Annotated in this window: 15 protein-coding genes; 6 read left to right on the forward strand and 9 right to left on the reverse strand. The window is 59.2% G+C overall.

What is annotated here, in order from left to right; translation table 11 throughout:
- The first annotated feature begins 191 nt into the window (after nt 1–191).
- Complete coding sequence (locus tag N645_RS0109320) at nt 192–398, forward strand: cold-shock protein (RefSeq protein WP_024461242.1); 207 nt, start codon at nt 192–194, stop codon at nt 396–398.
- A gap of 113 nt (nt 399–511) precedes the next feature.
- Here the strand turns inward: N645_RS0109320 and N645_RS0109325 are convergent, their stop codons facing one another.
- The 5 genes from N645_RS0109325 to N645_RS0109345 form a co-directional block, all read right to left on the reverse strand.
- Nucleotides 512–2,167, reverse strand: a complete 1,656-nt coding sequence (locus N645_RS0109325) for a VCBS repeat-containing protein (protein WP_024461243.1) — start codon at nt 2,165–2,167, stop codon at nt 512–514.
- A 128-nt stretch (nt 2,168–2,295) separates the two neighbouring features.
- Nucleotides 2,296–2,937 (reverse strand): SCO family protein, encoded by a 642-nt coding sequence (locus N645_RS0109330; RefSeq protein ID WP_024461244.1) that lies wholly within the window; start codon nt 2,935–2,937, stop codon nt 2,296–2,298.
- A gap of 14 nt (nt 2,938–2,951) precedes the next feature.
- Nucleotides 2,952–3,692: an SUMF1/EgtB/PvdO family nonheme iron enzyme gene (locus tag N645_RS16850; RefSeq protein ID WP_036160743.1), complete on the reverse strand. Its 741-nt coding sequence runs from the start codon at nt 3,690–3,692 to the stop codon at nt 2,952–2,954.
- A 12-nt stretch (nt 3,693–3,704) separates the two neighbouring features.
- A complete protein-coding gene (locus N645_RS16855) occupies nt 3,705–4,841 on the reverse strand; it encodes a multicopper oxidase domain-containing protein (RefSeq protein WP_202960783.1) in 1,137 nt (378 codons plus the stop codon).
- A gap of 38 nt (nt 4,842–4,879) precedes the next feature.
- On the reverse strand, nt 4,880–5,299 hold the full coding sequence (locus N645_RS0109345; RefSeq protein ID WP_051174393.1) for a cytochrome c: 420 nt from the start codon (nt 5,297–5,299) through the stop codon (nt 4,880–4,882).
- 254 nt (nt 5,300–5,553) lie between these two features.
- On the opposite strand from N645_RS0109345, the gene N645_RS0109350 reads away from it, so the two are divergent.
- Nucleotides 5,554–6,717 (forward strand): cytochrome P450, encoded by a 1,164-nt coding sequence (locus tag N645_RS0109350; protein ID WP_024461246.1) that lies wholly within the window; start codon nt 5,554–5,556, stop codon nt 6,715–6,717.
- A 182-nt stretch (nt 6,718–6,899) separates the two neighbouring features.
- Nucleotides 6,900–7,559, forward strand: coding sequence for a peroxiredoxin (locus tag N645_RS0109355; protein ID WP_024461247.1), 660 nt, complete (start codon nt 6,900–6,902; stop codon nt 7,557–7,559).
- Between the two features lie 45 nt (nt 7,560–7,604).
- On the opposite strand, the gene N645_RS0109360 is transcribed toward N645_RS0109355, so the two are convergent.
- Complete coding sequence (locus N645_RS0109360) at nt 7,605–8,963, reverse strand: OmpP1/FadL family transporter (RefSeq protein WP_024461248.1); 1,359 nt, start codon at nt 8,961–8,963, stop codon at nt 7,605–7,607.
- 100 nt (nt 8,964–9,063) lie between these two features.
- Between N645_RS0109360 and yghU the strand changes: the two genes are divergently transcribed.
- Nucleotides 9,064–9,906, forward strand: coding sequence for a glutathione-dependent disulfide-bond oxidoreductase (yghU, locus tag N645_RS0109365; RefSeq protein ID WP_024461249.1), 843 nt, complete (start codon nt 9,064–9,066; stop codon nt 9,904–9,906).
- 12 nt (nt 9,907–9,918) lie between these two features.
- Here the strand turns inward: yghU and sufT are convergent, their stop codons facing one another.
- Complete coding sequence (gene sufT, locus N645_RS18340; protein ID WP_036161023.1) at nt 9,919–10,437, reverse strand: putative Fe-S cluster assembly protein SufT; 519 nt, start codon at nt 10,435–10,437, stop codon at nt 9,919–9,921.
- Between the two features lie 448 nt (nt 10,438–10,885).
- Between sufT and N645_RS0109375 the strand changes: the two genes are divergently transcribed.
- Together N645_RS0109375 and rnk are read left to right on the forward strand one after the other, a co-directional pair.
- Nucleotides 10,886–12,475, forward strand: coding sequence for an MFS transporter (locus tag N645_RS0109375; RefSeq protein ID WP_024461251.1), 1,590 nt, complete (start codon nt 10,886–10,888; stop codon nt 12,473–12,475).
- A gap of 286 nt (nt 12,476–12,761) precedes the next feature.
- Nucleotides 12,762–13,145 (forward strand): nucleoside diphosphate kinase regulator, encoded by a 384-nt coding sequence (gene rnk, locus N645_RS16865; RefSeq protein ID WP_036160746.1) that lies wholly within the window; start codon nt 12,762–12,764, stop codon nt 13,143–13,145.
- Between the two features lie 42 nt (nt 13,146–13,187).
- Here the strand turns inward: rnk and gdhA are convergent, their stop codons facing one another.
- Nucleotides 13,188–14,534, reverse strand: a complete 1,347-nt coding sequence (gene gdhA / locus N645_RS0109385; RefSeq protein WP_024461252.1) for an NADP-specific glutamate dehydrogenase — start codon at nt 14,532–14,534, stop codon at nt 13,188–13,190.
- A gap of 83 nt (nt 14,535–14,617) precedes the next feature.
- Nucleotides 14,618–16,984, reverse strand: a complete 2,367-nt coding sequence (locus N645_RS0109390; protein ID WP_024461253.1) for a nitric-oxide reductase large subunit — start codon at nt 16,982–16,984, stop codon at nt 14,618–14,620.
- Between the last annotated feature and the right edge of the window lie 20 nt (nt 16,985–17,004).

Genomic DNA, 17,004 nt, shown 5'->3' on the forward strand with positions numbered 1-17,004 from the left:
TGACAGTCACCCTAAAGCCTGTAGGATGGCTCGGGTTAGGAAGTTCTGATTTATATTGTAAAAACCTGTTCGATCCCTGCCCGTAGCTAGCAACTCTGTCGCACGTCATCGTCCTGTCTTTTTAAGTAATAGAACCTTTTTAGCACTACCGGTCCATCAGGGCCACCATCAAATGATTTATAGGTACGATTATGTCAGTAGTTACTGGAACAGTTAAGTGGTTCAACGAAGCGAAGGGTTTTGGTTTTCTGGAGCAGGAATCCGGTCCGGACGTTTTTGCACACTTCAGCGCCATCGTTGGTTCAGGCTTCAAAACCCTGGCCGAAGGCCAAGCGGTAAGCTTTAACGTGACCCAAGGTCAGAAAGGCCCGCAAGCCGAGAACATTCAGGCGATCTAAACCGTCTGCTGACACAGCCCGTCGCCGCCAACCGAAGGCCGACGGATTGTGTTCTTTCAGGGGTTACCCCTGAATCAAAAACGGCGCCCCTCACAGGGCGCCGTTTTTTGTGTTCAATTTTCAGTGGCACGGTTACGAATTAGTAACAATCGATCGCTGGGTGCACGCTGATCCGCTTTCATTTTGTCGGTATCCATGGAGGGAATACCGTCTTCCACCCGCAAGAAATCCTTGAGGATATCCATACGGAACGCACCGGTGATGATATCCAGGCGACCATTGCCGGTGATATCCACCAACTCCAGAGGCACCACACCGCGGTATTCATCGCTGATGGGCCGAGGCTGGAAGGTCAGGTCGCCAGTATTTTCATACCAGATCAGGGACTGACGTTTTTCATCGTCCCAGTAATTGGTCCAGCTACTGACCACGATATCCGGGTCGCCGTCGCCATCCATGTCCGCCACCGCCGCATTCGCAGCGCCATAGAAACGGCCGATGTCATGGGCGGCAAACTGCATATCGCCTTTGTTTTCGAGCCACTGAACGCCGTGGTACGGCTTGGGATCGGTTTGGGTATCGAAAGCATCACCATTGGTGAAGATGATATCGGGTTTCCCATCACGGTTCAGATCCTCAACGGTCATGCTGGTGGCACCAAACAACGGATGCCCGGCGCTGACCAGATCCACCCGTTCAAACCCGCCGTCGCCCTGATTGACGAAAGCGACCATGGTTTCATATTCCTGAGCGAGCAATGTGACCAGGTCCATTTTGCCATCGCCGTTGAGATCCGCAGGCGTGATATTGAGCGCACCACTCAACCCCAACAGGGGTCTTTTCTGGTAATCGCCACCGCCCTGATTCTCCAGCCAGAACACCTCGCCAATGCCGGCCCCACCAAACACCGACACGGCGATATCCAGATCGCCATCGTCGTCCAGATCCAGCGCCTGTACATCGGTCACACGCCCGAGCTGATGAATCAATAGCTGTTTTTCGTAGCCGCCCTCCGGCGTCTGCTGCAACAGAAAAATTTTGCCCGCCAACACCCCACTGGGGGCAAACTCACCGAGATCGGCCACCAGAATGTCCTGACGGCCATCGCCGTTAAAGTCGACAACTCGGGCCGTGATCGGCAGCTCAATCTCGGCAATGGTGGATTCGCGCCACTGGGGGTTTTCACCTCCATCGGTTTGCAGCAGGCGCAACTCGCCGCGCTCGCCGTCGCTGACCAGAAAGTTGAACTTGGCGTCATTGTCCAATGCCACCCGCTGGATATTGAGAATTTGCGGAATACCAACCCCATCACCCACTCGCTCGGAGGTCCAGCGCATGGCCGGATGGGGGTCATCAATATAGGGGAGGCTGGCCAATTGTTCGGGGCTGGACCCGTAATAGAGCGCCTTGATATGGGGCACGGCGTCCGCCGGAATCACGTCCTGACCGGTGCGGTTTTTGGCCAGTTCCACCATGGAGTCGATCACCCGCGGCCAACTGTGCCGGGGCAGCAGCGAGGGCGAGGGCACCTGATGGCAGCCACCGCAATAGCGCTGCGTCAGCGCCACAACTTGTTCGCGGGATAGCCGCTCTTCGGGCTGGGACGGGCCGGGTTGGGGCTGGGACGGGTCGGGTTGGGCCTGTGCCTGGGCCAGCACCGGCGTTGAGATTACCGCGCCAAGCACCAGCAGGCCGACCCGTAAGCGTCGGAGGATGCCGTGAAATTCGGCGGTAAAAACCAGTGGGTTCCTGAGGAGGGTTCGATGCATAACCGTAGTGCCGCTGTGTTTGTTGGGTCCCACAATGATAAACGGCTCCGAAGGCCTCTCCGGCGCCGTTTATCATTGTGAGGCCCAGTGTACACCAGGCCGGGGCACGACTGAACGCGCCCCGACGCTCAACGCAGACTGTTTACGGCTTCGGTGACCGGTTGGTTCAGCCCCTCCCGACGGTGGATCACCTCCCCGTCGGCATTGAGCAGCGCAATCACGTTGCTGTGGTCGTAACCGCCACTGGGGTTTTTCCGGTAGCGAATGCCCAGCAGCGCCGCCAGGGTGCGCACGTCTGCCGCCGAGCCGGTGGCAAAGTGCCAGGGCGCCTCCGTGGCCCGGAAGTTGTGGGCGTATTCATTTAGCACCTCGACGCTGTCATTTTCCGTATCGAAACTCACCAACAGTAAGGTCACGTTGTCGCGCTGCTCGGCGGACAACCCCTGGTGGATGCGACGCACATCTTCCACCAGCACCGGACAGGCCGTCGTGCAACTGGCATACATCATGGTCACAATCACCGGCTGTCCCGCCAGATCGCTCAGGCGCAGCGTCTCGCCACGGTGGGTCTGCCACGTGGCATCGAACTGATGCAGCGAGCCCTCCGGGATGTCACTGGCCATTCCCAGAGGGGTATGGTGATTGTGGTGGCCGTGATGGTCGTGACCGCCGTGGTTCGCGTGGTCGCCGGCAAACGCCAGTCCAGCCAGCGCCCAGAGGCCCAGAGCGGCCAGCCAATGCCAGGCCTTTGTAAAGCCGTTCATGTTCATACAGGTATCCTCAATCAGGGGTAAACGCAGCGGAAGCCGAGGTTGCTGGCGGTGGTTTCCGGGGCGTGGTTGCTGCGCATCTGGTAGCGCAGCAGGGTGGCGTAGTGAGCGCTGTCGTAGCGCAGTATGAGCCGGCCGGTATCACCGCAGGAGCCACCACCAAAATCCACCCGGTCGCCGTTGGCGAGCAGCAGCTGGTAGTCCTCCAGCCACTCGTTGACCGGGCCGATAAAGCCCGAGAGCCCCAACGCCCGATCCTCGAAGGCGGCCGGACGCTGCTCGCCGTACCACGCAAATACGGCATTGGCGTAGTCGTCATCCGACAGGCCATTCAGGCGCCGTATCAGGTCCACCAGATACTCCCACTGCACCAGACTGGGCAAGGTGCCGCCCTGGGCTTCACAGTAGGCCCGGGCAGCGTACCAGGACACCTGAACCACCGGCGCCTCTGGCGCGCCATCCGGGGAGACATCCGAGGACCAGCCGCGCAAGTAGCCGCCATCGTGAAACAGCCCCGCGACCGCCGAGCGACGCCAGTGGGGATGCGCCTCCACAAACGCCGCATAGTCCTCGCGGCTGACCGGGCGGGCATCCACCCGGAAGCTTGCCACCCACTCGGTGCGGCGCTCGCGATCGAGCAGCACCGGGTGTTCAAAATTGCCCTCCGGTACCACCACCGGCTCGGCCGCCAGGGCGGTGACGGTGCCGGCCAACAGGAGCCCGCCCCACAACCATTGTTTACACCACCCTGACATCTCGCGCTCCTCTTACGGTGCCGGTGCGGCAATCAAGGCGCCGGCGGCGCCGCGCTCGGCGTCGTGGAACTCGTGATCCACCAGTTTGTACAGCCCGTCCTCCGGCACGACGAACTCCATCACCGCACCGTTACTGGCCCCCAGAAGTACGGTCTGCATACCGCGCCACTCGTTTTCCAGGTTGCCCTCGTACCAGACCCGATCAAAGATGGCGCCGATCACGTGGAAACTGGAGGTGCCGTTGGGCCCCGCGTTCAGCACGTAGAGGCGCACCCGGTCACCTTTTTGGGCGCGCAGGGGCTGGTCCATCAGGGCGGACACATGACCGTTAAAGGTCACGTGGCTGGGGTTGTTGGCCATGGCAGCCTGGTGATCATAGATATAGGACTCGCCCACCTGCTGCAGATAGAACTCGGACTGGGTAATCACGTATTCGTGATCGGCTTCCGTGGGGTAGCCCTCTTTGGGGGAAACCACCACCGCGCCGTACTGCCCCATGGCGGTGTGCATCAACACACTGGAGGTCCCGCAGTGGTACATGTAGACCCCGGGATAGTTGGCCACCCATTCGAACTGGATGGTTTCCCCCGGCGAGATGCTGCGCCACTTATCATCGGCCGCCACGGTGCCACTGTGAAAGTCCATGGAGTGAGGCATGGGAGAAATGGCCGCCTCCGGCTTCTGGTAGGGGTTGTCCGCCATCTGCCGGTAGAAAGGCGCGGCGCCCTTGCCGGGCTCGGACACCAACACGGCCTCGTCGGAGCGGTTTTTCATGGTAAACACCACCCGGTCGCCCTCGCGCACGTGCAACACCGGACCGGGCACGCTGCCGCCAAAGGTCCAGGCGGTGTAACTCACGCCCGGGGCCACTTCCACTTTCTGAGACAGGGTGTCCAGCCGGACCTGATGGGTTTTGTTGCCGGCGTAGTCGAGCTTGGCCAAATGGGGCGAGGCAGTCATGGTATCGCCCACCACCGCATCGCCCCGGTAATCCTCACGGAACACTTCGGCCTTGGGCATGCCGTAAACCTTGCCCTCGACTTCAAACTCACCGGCGGTGGCCATGGGCCCGGCCTGAGAACAGCCTACCAACGCCGCCAAGGCACTCACGCTCGCCCCCAGAGCCATCATTTTCATCATCTGTTTCATCGTCGAATTCTCTCTATCAATTAATAAAAGGGGTACCGTTAACGCAATGCACTGATATTGGCTTCGGATAGGGTCAAATCACTGCCATTGAGATCTGACAGGATGTAGGCCACCAGGTCGGCAATATCCGAATCGCTGATGTGGGCCATGGACGGCATCACCCCGTTGTAGGATTTTCCGTTCACCGTCAGCGGACCGGAGACGCCTTTGACGATGGCCTGCGCGATATAGTCGGGTTTGCCAGCCAGATTGGCGTTATCGGCCAGGGGAGGAAAGGCACCGGGAATACCGGCACCGGCGGGCTGATGGCAGGCCTGACAATTCATCTGATAAACAGTTTTGCCATTGGCGGGGTCAGCGGCCTGGAGGTTGAGGCTGAGGCTCGCCAACGCGATCCCTCCCAACAACCAGCGACCAAAGAAACCACGGCGGGACAAGGAAAAGGCGGGACGATTCATGTAAACACCTCGATCTGTTACCGGGAAAATCGTACCTGTTACGATTTCCCACACAGCTTCATCAGACCGAAAATTCAGGTGCCACGCAATTGCGCCGATGGGTTATTCGGCGTCGCTACTATATGCCCTCTTGGGGGTAGACGATGGGGATTGGGGAGTATTCCCGTAGGCTCAAGGGCGCAAGCGCCGTAACATGGAGGTAACAACCCATGAGAGCAGCAATCCTGAACAAACACTTCCCCGGGAGGAGTTTCATGACCGATCACCGCCCGACCTACGACTGGGACCCTCGCAGCGATACGGTTCTGGACAACCCCGTCGCCAGCTTCGATGACATGCGCCAACGCTGCCCGGTGGCCCGCAGCGAGTATATGGGGTGGTCCGTGTTTCGCCACGACGATGTGCTGGCGGTGGTGACCGATCATGACACCTTCAGCAATCAGGTCTCGCAGCACCGCTCCGTGCCCAATGGACTGGATCAGCCCGAACATACTCCGTACCGCACACTGATAGAGCCCTTTTTTACCGACCAACGCATGGCGCTGTTTGAGCCGGAGTGCCGCGACATTGCCGCCGAGCTGGCTCGAGCTATCGCCGGACGAAAGCAGGTCGATATTGTGACCGAATTGGCGGAGCCCTTCGCCTTGCAGATCCAGTGCGCCTTTCTCGGTTGGCCCGACAGCCTGCAGGAGCCGCTGCGCGAATGGGCCCACGAAAACCACGAGGCCACGCTGGCCGGCGATCGGGAGGCCATGGCGGAAATTGCCCAGCGTTTCAGTCGCTATATTCACCAACTGCTCGAAACCCGACGTGAGCAGGGCGATTGGGCGCCTGAAGATCCCACCAAGGACATCATGCGCAGTACCATCGATGGTCAGCCCATTCCCGAGGAAGACATCGTCAGTATTCTGCGCAACTGGACCGTGGGCGAAATCGGCACCATTGCGGCCTCAGTCGGCCTGTTGTTGAAATTTCTGGCCGAACATCCGTCATTGCAGAAAACGCTGCGTGAGGATGTCGACCGAATTCCGGAAGCCGTGGACGAAATTCTGCGTATTCACGGCCCGCTGGTCACCAATCGGCGCAAAGCCACCGGCCCCGCCACACTGCAAGGCCGCCAAATCGAAACCGGAGACCGGGTAACGGTCAACTGGGTATCAGCCAATCGGGATGAACGCGTGTTTCCGCAGCCCGACCAGTTCCGCTGGGGGCGCGACCAGAGCCAGAACCTGCTCTACGGTGCCGGCCTGCACGTCTGCCCCGGCGCACCGCTGGCCCGGCTGGAACTTCGGGTACTGATGGAGGAGTTATTACAGATCAGCGGCGCCTTTGCGCCGACGCCCGACAAGGCAGCGGTCAATGCGTACTATCCGGCCAGCGGTTACCAGCACCTGTGGTTGGATTTCGACGCAAGCTGACGCTGCGTACTTCGTTATAACCGAACGCTATGGATTAGACGGAAAGGTCATTTTACGACCGCCGGTGCGGCCTTTATCATCCCCTCTACTGACCGGTCGGTCAGGGCTTGTATTTGCCCGGATCGGCCCCACTAACAATGATTCCATTCCATCATTTGTGTTCGATCCCGAAAGGAGGTCTCATGGCCCTGCGTATTGGTAGCACAGCACCCGACTTTACCGCCCAAACCACCGAAGGCGAAATCAACTTCCACGAGTGGATTGGCGACTCCTGGGCGATCCTGTTCTCTCACCCGAAAGACTTTACCCCGGTGTGCACCACCGAGCTGGGCTACATGGCCAAACTCAAGCCGGAGTTCGACAAGCGCAACACCAAGATCATCGGCCTGTCGGTCGATCCGGTGGACAACCACGCCGCCTGGGCAAAGGACATTGAAGAAACCCAGGGCACCGCGCCCAACTATCCGATGATCGGCGACACGGATCTGAACGTGGCCAAGCTGTACGACATGCTGCCGGAAGATGAAGGCGCCTCCTCAGACGGTCGCACCGCCGCCGACAACGCCACCGTACGCGCGGTGTTCATCATTGGCCCGGACAAAAAGATCAAAGCCCAGTTGATCTACCCGATGACCAGCGGTCGCAACTTTGACGAGATTCTGCGTCTGTTGGAGTCCGTGCAGCTGACCAGCAAGCACACCGTTGCCACACCGGTGAACTGGAAAAATGGTGAAGACATCATCATTCCGCCGTCGGTCAGTGACGAAGACGCCAAGAAGAAATTCCCCGAAGGTTTCAAAACCCTCAAGCCCTACCTGAGAACGGCCAAGCAGCCGCAGTAAAAACGGTTACACCGGCCGAGGCTGACCGCCCCGGCCGGTGATCGGTTAGAACTGCCAGTTGATCTGGGCCGCCAGGATGTTGACCGAGCTGTCGAAGCTGCCTTCCAGAGTGTAGCTTCCGCCCAAAGGGGTGGGCTCAGTGCGCTCCAGTTGAGCATCATCCACCAGCAGGTGAGCGTAACTCACATCCATGGTGACCGAATCGAATACCTGGAAGTTGGCGCCGACGGCCAGCCAGGTACGATCTTCATCCGGAATTCTCGGACTGACAAACTCCGGATCGGTTTGCGGCGCCTCGTCCTGCGCCACACCAAAACGCAAGGTGAAGGTATCCGTCAACGCCGCGCTGGCGCCCAACGCCAGGCGAAGCGTGTCATCGTAACGCAGGTCCAGTGTGGCCACGTTCTCGCCGTTATCAACATTATCAACCGCAATGGTCTGAATGCTGCTCCAGCGGGTTTGCGCAATGTCCGCGTGCAGGGTCCACATATCATTCAACTGTTGCGAACCACTCAGGGTGATGGTATCTGGCAGCTCCGCCCCAGCGGTGACCGGACCTTCAAGCCCGGTCAGGGCGCCGGCACATAAAGTACCGGTGGTCGGTGCCGGTGGCGCGCCGGTGGGCGAACCCGCGCCGGGCGCACAGGCGGCGTTGAGCTCAAAGGCAGCACTGCCATCGAGGGTAAAGTCCCCACCCTGACGCCAGATCAAACCCAACTGTGTTCCCGGGGCCGGCGTCCACAACACGCTGGCATCGAATACGATATCGTCATCGTCCCCTTCAATGCTCGCACTACTGTCGGTGGCGGGATCCGGGCTGGCACCCAAGGTGGAGTCAAACTGGCTTTGCAGGGTGACATCGATCATCTGATAGTTGATCCCCAAACCAAAGGCGATCTGATCGTTCGGTGCCCAGGCACTGGTGAGGTTCAGGTTGGTGACTTCCAGTTCACTGAAGGTGGCGTCGTAGCGCCCCGGCCACTCGGTCCCAAAGTCACTGGAAAGGCCAAAGGGGCCGCCCGCGCCCAGGCCCAGGGTGAACTGCTCGGATACCGGAACGACCCAATAGGCATTGGGAATAAATCCGGTTTCGTCGGTGGTCCCGCTGCCTTGCACAGGCACGGTGTTCCCCTGAATGACGTAATTGCTGCCGTCGTTGACGAAGTCCGCTTCGGTGAGCACGACGTTTCCGCCCAGGGTCAGGTGCTGACCGTCCAGACGTGCCATACCCGCTGGATTGAAGTAGACCGTAGAGGCATCGGTAATATCCGACGCCGTGCCGGCAAATGCCTTGCCCATGTGGGCCGGACTTTGCTCAAGCAGCTGGAATGAAGACGCCAGGGTTACCGACGGCAAACTCAGCAAGGACAGCGCAAAACAGGCGCGGAGCGCTTTTTGATCCATGGTATTCTCCTCCTGCGTACAGTGGTTATGTGTGTCAACGTCATCGAACTGTAGTGTAGCAGTTTCAAAACGCAAGCAACCGATCGTGAATGGAGGAATAATGAGCGAGCACTCGTACACCCCACCCAAAGTCTGGACGCCAGACACATCGGCCGGCGGTAAATTCAGTGGCATCAACCGCCCCACCGCGGGGGCCCGTTTCGAGCGAGCGCTACCGGTTGGTAAGCACCCACTGCAGCTCTATTCACTCGCAACACCCAACGGCGTGAAAGTGACCATCATGCTCGAAGAGCTGCTCGCTCGCGGAATTTCGGGAGCGGAGTACGACGCACACTACATCGACATCATGGAGCAGGATCAGTTCTCCAGTGGTTTTGTGGCCGTCAATCCCAACTCAAAGATCCCGGCCATGGTGGACCACAGTACCGATCCCGCCACGCGGGTATTTGAGTCCGGTTCGATTCTGCTTTACCTGGCTGACAAGTTTCGCGCTTTTATTCCCGACAGCACTGCGGGCCGCACCGAGTGCCTCAACTGGCTGTTCTGGCAGATGGGCAGTGCGCCCTTGTTGGGCGGCGGGTTTGGTCATTTTTACGCCTACGCGCCGGAGCCTTACGAGTACCCCATCAATCGTTTCACCATGGAGGTCAAACGGCAGTTGGACGTGCTTGATCGCGAGCTGGCGGACAAGACCTATTTGGCGGGAGAGCAGTACAGCATTGCGGACATGGCCATTTGGCCGTGGTATGGCGAACTGGTACTGGGGCGCCTGTACGACGCCGGCGAGTTTTTATCCGTGGATGAGTATCGACACCTGAAGCGGTGGGCGCAGGCCATCGATCAGCGGAAAACCGTGCAGCGCGGGCGCAAAGTCAATCGCACCTGGGGCGAACCGCACGAGCAATTGCGCGAGCGCCACGACGCCGCGGATTTTGATGGGTAGGGATACCCGACCCTAGAAAAACATGCCCGTTTCCAACTGAGCTTCTTCACTCATCATCTCGCGCGTCCAGGGTGGATCAAACACCAACTGGACGTCGCTGGATTGGACATGGGGGACTTCCGCCAGGCGTCGCTTGATATCATCCACCAGCACATCACCCATTCCGCAACCGGGTGCCGTCAGGGTCATTTCCACAAACACATGACCACGCGCCTGATCCACGTCCATTTTATAGACGAGCCCCAAGCTGACAATATTGACCGGTATTTCCGGATCATACACCATCGACAGAGCCTTCCAAACCTGCTCCTGGTCGATGGTGCCATCCTCACGCGCCTCGAACTCCAGCGCGTTGGAGGTCAGGCCGATAGCGTCGGCATCTTTACCGTCGATACGAATCAGGTTGCCGTGGTACAGCAACGTGTAGCTGGCCCCTAATGCCTGGGTAATCGCCGCCTCGGCCCCCTTGGGAATCATCAGATCATCACCGGAGGGCACCAGCTTGGCCGGGCACTCGCGTTCAAACTCCACCTCGCGCCCCTGCGCACTCTGGGGCTTCTTGGCGTTGGGGGCACGGATGGTGATCTGCTTCTGCTCGCCTTTTTCCTGCAGGCCGATTTCCAACCCCTTCAGGTAGGGCAGGCTGCGCTTGTCGAGAAACAGCTTCAGATCACCCTCGTACACTTCCAGGTCGGTTTCCGACTCCTCGCCCGGCCGGCAGTATGCCAGGCAGGTTTCGGCCCGAGGGGTGCCGGCTTCCACCACAAAAATCCTGGCCGCATCCACACCCTGACTGCTCAACAGCTCAATCAGGTAGTCGCGGGCCGGCTCGGAGATATGAAAACTGGGCTGCATAAGATGCTCTCTGGATACACATTATCAACAACCGTTATGCTACCATCAAAGTCAATAAAGCTAAATACCTGAGTAAAAAGCTCAACTATTAACCGCCGTCACCGTCCGTCGTTGAGGTTCTCCCATGCGGTTTTACCATCCACTGGCATTCTGGTTTGGGTGTGCTGGCATCACCCTCGGTGTGCTGTCGCACATTCCCATGTTTCTGCATGCTGCCCCCATGGGCTATCAGATGGCGGGCATGCCCATGAGCACCACAATGCTGGTGGGCATGGCGCTGATCCCCCTCGGACTGCTGTGTTCCGCCTACGGCGTGGTGCCCCGGGTGAGCGAGCTGCGCCAACAGAGCGACCCGCACCTGCAATTCCATGTGGCCGACCAGGTACCGCTAAACGCGGAGCACTGGAAGTTGGTCATGGTTCTGATGATTGCCGTCACGGTGGACGTCATGAAGCCGGCCACGCTCGGCTTTGTCATGCCCGGCATGTCCATAGAATACGACCTGAACAGCCAGTCCGCTGGCGTCCTGGCAGTCGTCGCCCTGACCGGCACGACACTGGGGTCGATCTTCTGGGGTATGGCGGCGGACCGCTTTGGTCGACGGGCCGCGATTTTGCTCTCCGCGCTCATGTTCATCGGAACCGCAATTTGCGGCGCCATGCCCAGCTACAGCTGGAACCTTGCCATGTGCTTCCTCATGGGACTATCGGCCGGGGGCTTGCTGCCCATTACCTTTGCCCTGATGGCGGAATCCGTGCCGGCCCGGCACCGAGGCTGGTTGTTGGTCGCACTGGGCGGATTGGGCACCACGGCGGGCTATCTGGCCGCCGCAGGATCCGCCACCCTTCTGGAGCCGCTGTTCAGCTGGCGCATTCTGTGGCTGCTCGGGTTACCTACCGGGATGATCGTCATACTGTTGAACCGGTATATTCCGGAATCCCCTCGCTACCTGGCCAGTCGGGGCATGACCCGCGAAGCTCGTCAGGTACTGACGCGGTTTAGTGGCGCCCAACACTCGGAGCAGAATGTGGTGGTCGAACCCGAGCCGGACACCGGTCGCGCCAGTCTCAGAGACCTGTTTCGAGCCCCGTACAGGGGTATTACCTGGGGGCTGACGACAGCCGGCATAGCCTGGGGACTCGTCAATTTCGGTTTTCTTCTCTGGTTGCCCACCAACCTTTACAGTCTGGGGCTTGCCGAGCACGCCAACTCCCTGGTCGCCAAGTCCGCGTTTTTTGCGCTGCCGGGCGTGGCACTGGTGATCTGGCTCTACCACCACTGGAGCTCCATCGGCACACTCACGCTGTTTACCTCCCTGACCGCTGCCGCCTTGGGGGTATTCGCCCTGAGCGCCGCCATGGGCTGGCTGACGGTGGAGATACTGACGGCCTGCACCGCACTGCTGCTCATGAGTGCCAGCGGCATCATCGCCATGCTGATTCCCTACGCCTCGGAGATTTATCCGGTGCATCTACGCGGCACCGGCTCAGGGTTGGTCGCCGCCAGCTCCAAACTGGGCGGCATCGCCGGTACCCTTCTGGGGGTCGCGGGTCTGCTGGACTTTCTCTCTTGGTCCGCGCTGGTCATCGCGGCACCGCTACTGCTGGCCGCCGCACTGCTGTTTATCGGTGGCATTGATACCCGCGGCCTGCGCCTGGAAGACGTGCAACACGCGTTGACCGCCAAGCGTCGAAGCTCCCAAACGTACCGTTGACTTTTATTTTCTTTGGGGTAATCTCAGGTCAACGTCATTTTGAAAAACACAGGATTTTCGTGAACAACGTACTGGCGCAATTTCTGATGTGGAGGCTCACCCCCATCTTCCCCTCTTGACCGGGTGCTAATTCTCAGCACTCGGGCACACCTTATTCCCCTTTACCTTCATTCCGTATTCGCACCTTGGCTCATAAGCCTGGGGTGTTTATTGCTGCACGTGAAAACCGCTGGTTTCTCCGGAAGCCTGCGCCGTTGAACGTTTCGCTAATTTTCAGGGTCATTTTATGGCATCAAAACCCAAAATCACGTTAACCAAAAATGTGTATGAACGCTTGTGGAACCTGTTGGAATCGGTTCCCGAGGACACCATCACCAATCAGTTGGAAGAAGAGCTGGAGCGGGCGAAAATTGTGACGCCCGCCAAGCTTCCGGACGATGTGGTGACCATGCACTCACAGGTGACGTTTACGGTTCAGTCGACCGGAAAGACGTTCACCTATACGCTGGTGTATCCCACCGAGCTGGATAACACGGAGAACAAATTGTCCATTTTGAGCCCCATTGGCAGCGCCATTATTGGCCTGAAACAAGGGCAGGAAATTGACTGGCCGATCAGTAAAACCCAGCGCACCACCGTGAAAGTGGAAGCGGTCAGCCGAGCAGACTGACGACCGGTGCCGAGCACCGATCGTCAGCTCGTTTGGCAGACCTCAGATAACACCAAAGGCCAACATGGCATCCGCCACTCGCCGGAAGCTGGCTATGTTGGCGCCCGCCACATAGTTGCCATCCAGATCAAACTCCCGGGCGGTGTCGTAACAGTCTCTATGAATGTTGGCCATGATCTGGCGCAGACGTTTTTCCGTGTGCTCAAACGTCCAGGAGTCACGACTGGCATTCTGCTGCATTTCCAGGGCCGATGTCGCCACGCCACCAGCGTTGGCCGCTTTGCCGGGACCGTAGGCGACATTGTTTTCCATAAAGCAATCCACCGCCTCCGGCGTGCAGGGCATGTTGGCCCCCTCGGCAACGGCCAGACAACCGTTTTCGACCAGGGTCTGCGCGGCCTTCTCATCCAGTTCATTCTGGGTGGCACAGGGGAACGCCAGGTCACAGGGAATATCCCAGATGTTCCCTTTGTCCCGATAGTCAGCCTCGCCATGTTGAGAGGCATAGGCTTTGATCCGGTCGCGCTGCACCTCTTTGATTTCCTTCACCGTGTCCAGATCGATGCCCCGCTCGTCGTAAATCACTCCACCGGAGTCAGAGCAGGCCACCACCTTGGCCCCCAACTGCTGCAACTTTTCAATTGCGTAAATCGCCACGTTGCCGGAGCCGGACACCACACAGGTTTTTCCTTTCAGTGATTCGTTGCGCGCCTTTAGCATTTCCTCGGCAAAGTAAACCAGGCCGTAGCCGGTCGCCTCTTTACGAACCAGTGCGCCACCCCAGCTTGGGCTCTTGCCGGTCAGCACCCCGGACTCATAACAATTGGTAATGCGCTTGTACTGCCCGAAAAGGAAGCCGATTTCACGGGCACCGACACCAATATCCCCGGCCGGCACGTCGGTCATCTCGCCAATATGCCGGTATAGCTCGGTCATAAAACTCTGACAGAAACGCATAATTTCATTGTCGGATTTCCCCTTGGGATCGAAATCGGAGCCACCCTTACCACTGCCAATCGGCAGGCCGGTCAGGGCGTTTTTAAAGGTTTGCTCAAAGGCAAGAAATTTGATGGTCCCCAGCAGGACGCTGGGATGAAACCGCAGCCCACCTTTATAGGGCCCCAGCGCGCTGTTGAAACCAACCCGGAAGCCGCGGTTGATGTGAACCTCCCCGTCATCATCCTGCCAGGGCACACGAAAAATGATCTGCCGTTCCGGTTCACAGATGCGCTCGATGATTTTCTGTTTGGCGTAATAAGGGCATTTTTCCAGCACGGGCGTCAGCGTTTCAATGACCTCCCAGACCGCCTGATGAAATTCAGTTTCCCCGGGGTTTCGGTTCTTGACCACGTCATAGATGGTATCTATACGCTCTTTGGCATTGACCATTCACTTCTCCCAAACCGTTAAGACAAAAAGGGCGGGCTGAGCCCGCCCTGTGGACGTGAAACACCAGCGTGTCAAACCTGCGGCTATTTATCGCCGCCACAGTGTCCGCAGCACACGCTGTCACCCTGATGCGCTTCAGCCATGGCCGTATCGGACTCAGCATAGGCGGGGGCCCAGGCTTTTTCCAGTCGGCCTTCGGCTATCTGATCGGGTGCATCCGGGAAGAGTACGCCCTTGGCCACCTGCCAGGTCACTGCCAGGGCACCGACAATGAAAATCACATCGCCAATGGTGCGGACCCAACGCAGGGTTTCCAACAGCGGCGTCTGCATGAACGCTTCGCTGCGGGCATACCACAGGCCCTCAGAGGCACTGGCAACGAACTGAATGACGCCCACCGGCAGCAGGCTGGTAAACAACATCAGCACCAGACCACCGTTCATCCACCAGAAGGCGGTTTTCATCACGCGCTCGTTGAACGCCATGTTCGGGCGAATGTAGCGGAGAATCAGCAGGCAGAAGCCCAGCGCCAGGAAGCCGTAAACCCCGAACAAGGCGGCGTGTGCATGAGTGGGCGTGGTATTGAGCCCCTGCACGTAGTAGAGCGAGATGGGCGGGTTGATCATAAAGCCCAGCACACCGGCGCCCAGCATGTTCCAGAACGCCACGGCGACAAAGAACAGCAGCGGCCACTTGATGTTCTGCATCCAGGGAGCGCGGAACTTGAGCCGCCAGTTTTCCCAGGCTTCATAACCGAGCACCACCAGGGGCACAACTTCCAGCGCACTGAACGAGGCCCCTACCGCCATGACCGGTGTGGTGGTACCGGAGAAATACAGGTGGTGGAAGGTACCGGGCACGCCGCCGAGCATGAACAGTGACGCCGATGCCAGGGAGGCGGCGGTTGCCATGGGGCGGGATACCAGACCCATGCTGCAGAAAATGAAGGCCAGTGCGGCGGTAGCGAACACTTCAAAGAAGCCCTCTACCCACAGGTGCACGACCCACCAGCGCCAGTACTCCATGATGGAAATGTGGGCGCGCTCGCCGTAGGCCAGACCGGCACCGTAGAACAGACCGATGGCCACCACGGAGGCGGTCAACAACACCAACAGGTTCTTGTCGCCACCCTGCTTGAGGGCCGGCACGATGCCGCGCATCATCAGGAACAACCAGAAGGCGATACCGGCAACTTTGAGAATCTGCCAGAAGCGGCCCAGGTCGACGTATTCATACCCCTGATGGCCCAGCATGAAGCTCCACTCGGCAGGCATCAGTTGGTTGATCGCCAGGAAGTTACCGGCAAAGGAGCCCACCACCACGGCAATCAGCGCCCAGAACAGAATGTCCACGCCGAGCTTCTGATACTTCGGATCTTTGCCGCCGTTGATGACCGGCGCCAGGAACAGACCCGCCGCCAGGAAGCCGATGGCAATCCAGAACATGGCCGACTGAATGTGCCAGGTGCGCATCAGGGAGTAAGGAAGCCAGTCCGAAGTCTGGATACCGTAGAAGCCCTGCCCTTCAATGGTGTAGTGAGCGACGAACCCGCCCAGGAACACCTGCAGAGTGAACAGTCCCACCACCGCCAACAGGTATTTACCCAGGGCTTTTTGGGAAGGCGTCAACGCAAAAGTGGTGATCGGGTCCTGCTTGGGCGCCTCTGGCTCCTCTTCGTCCTCTTTGCGCAGGAACGCCCAGCCCCAGACCAGACCACCGACACCGGCGATCAGCAGCACCACGCTGGCGATGGACCAGACGATGTTCTCGGCGGTGGGCTTGTTGTCGATCAGCGGCTCGTGGGGCCAGTTGTTGGTGTAGGTCGCTTCCCCTGGGTAGCGCTCGGTCGCGGCGGCCCAGGCGGTCCAGAAGAAGAAATTGGTCATCTGATCCCGGCGCTCTTCGCTCGGCAGGGTGACCTCTTTCATGGCGTAGCTTTCCCGAGTGGTCTGCAACTCCGGGGCACCACCGAACAGACGGCTGTAGTAATCCGCTGTCTGCGCCATCGCCTGAGCGCGTCGATCGGACACCACCAGGGTGTCGGTCTCCGCATCCCAGGTGTTGGTGCGATAGGCTTCCTTCAGCTCGTACTGAAGGGCATTCTGATCGCGCCCATCGAGCTCGTCATAACTGACACCGAAGTTGTCCTGAGCGGCCAACTCCAGCCAGGCCAGCAGCTCCCGGTGCAGCCAGTCGGCGGTCCAGTCCGGCGCCTGATAGGCGCCGTGCCCCCAGATGGAGCCGAGCTGCATACCACCCACGGATTGCCAGGCGGTCTGACCGTCGAGAATACTGGTTTCGGTCATCAATGTCTGACCACTTTCGGTGACCACCTGATCCGGAATCGGCGGCGCCTTGCGGTACACCTCGACCCCAAAGTACCCCAACAAACCGAAGGTAACCGCCAATGTGCCAATCAGCGTCCACCATAATCTTTTGTACTTACCCATGTGCCGCGGCCCCCTTTTCA

This window comes from Marinimicrobium sp. LS-A18 (assembly GCF_000463525.1).
In the GTDB taxonomy this organism is placed as follows: domain Bacteria; phylum Pseudomonadota; class Gammaproteobacteria; order Pseudomonadales; family Cellvibrionaceae; genus Marinimicrobium; species Marinimicrobium koreense.

Coding starts and splice junctions, on each gene's coding strand:
- N645_RS0109375 (WP_024461251.1), top strand. CDS start 10,886: ATGCGGTTTTACCATCCACTGGCATTCTGGTTTGGGTGTGCTGGCATC.
- rnk (WP_036160746.1), top strand. CDS start 12,762: ATGGCATCAAAACCCAAAATCACGTTAACCAAAAATGTGTATGAACGC.
- yghU (WP_024461249.1), top strand. CDS start 9,064: ATGAGCGAGCACTCGTACACCCCACCCAAAGTCTGGACGCCAGACACA.
- N645_RS0109320 (WP_024461242.1), top strand. CDS start 192: ATGTCAGTAGTTACTGGAACAGTTAAGTGGTTCAACGAAGCGAAGGGT.
- N645_RS0109360 (WP_024461248.1), bottom strand. CDS start 8,963: ATGGATCAAAAAGCGCTCCGCGCCTGTTTTGCGCTGTCCTTGCTGAGT.
- N645_RS0109390 (WP_024461253.1), bottom strand. CDS start 16,984: ATGGGTAAGTACAAAAGATTATGGTGGACGCTGATTGGCACATTGGCG.
- N645_RS0109350 (WP_024461246.1), top strand. CDS start 5,554: ATGACCGATCACCGCCCGACCTACGACTGGGACCCTCGCAGCGATACG.
- N645_RS0109325 (WP_024461243.1), bottom strand. CDS start 2,167: ATGCATCGAACCCTCCTCAGGAACCCACTGGTTTTTACCGCCGAATTT.
- N645_RS0109355 (WP_024461247.1), top strand. CDS start 6,900: ATGGCCCTGCGTATTGGTAGCACAGCACCCGACTTTACCGCCCAAACC.
- N645_RS0109345 (WP_051174393.1), bottom strand. CDS start 5,299: ATGAATCGTCCCGCCTTTTCCTTGTCCCGCCGTGGTTTCTTTGGTCGC.
- N645_RS16850 (WP_036160743.1), bottom strand. CDS start 3,692: ATGTCAGGGTGGTGTAAACAATGGTTGTGGGGCGGGCTCCTGTTGGCC.
- N645_RS16855 (WP_202960783.1), bottom strand. CDS start 4,841: ATGAAACAGATGATGAAAATGATGGCTCTGGGGGCGAGCGTGAGTGCC.
- N645_RS0109330 (WP_024461244.1), bottom strand. CDS start 2,937: ATGAACATGAACGGCTTTACAAAGGCCTGGCATTGGCTGGCCGCTCTG.
- gdhA (WP_024461252.1), bottom strand. CDS start 14,534: ATGGTCAATGCCAAAGAGCGTATAGATACCATCTATGACGTGGTCAAG.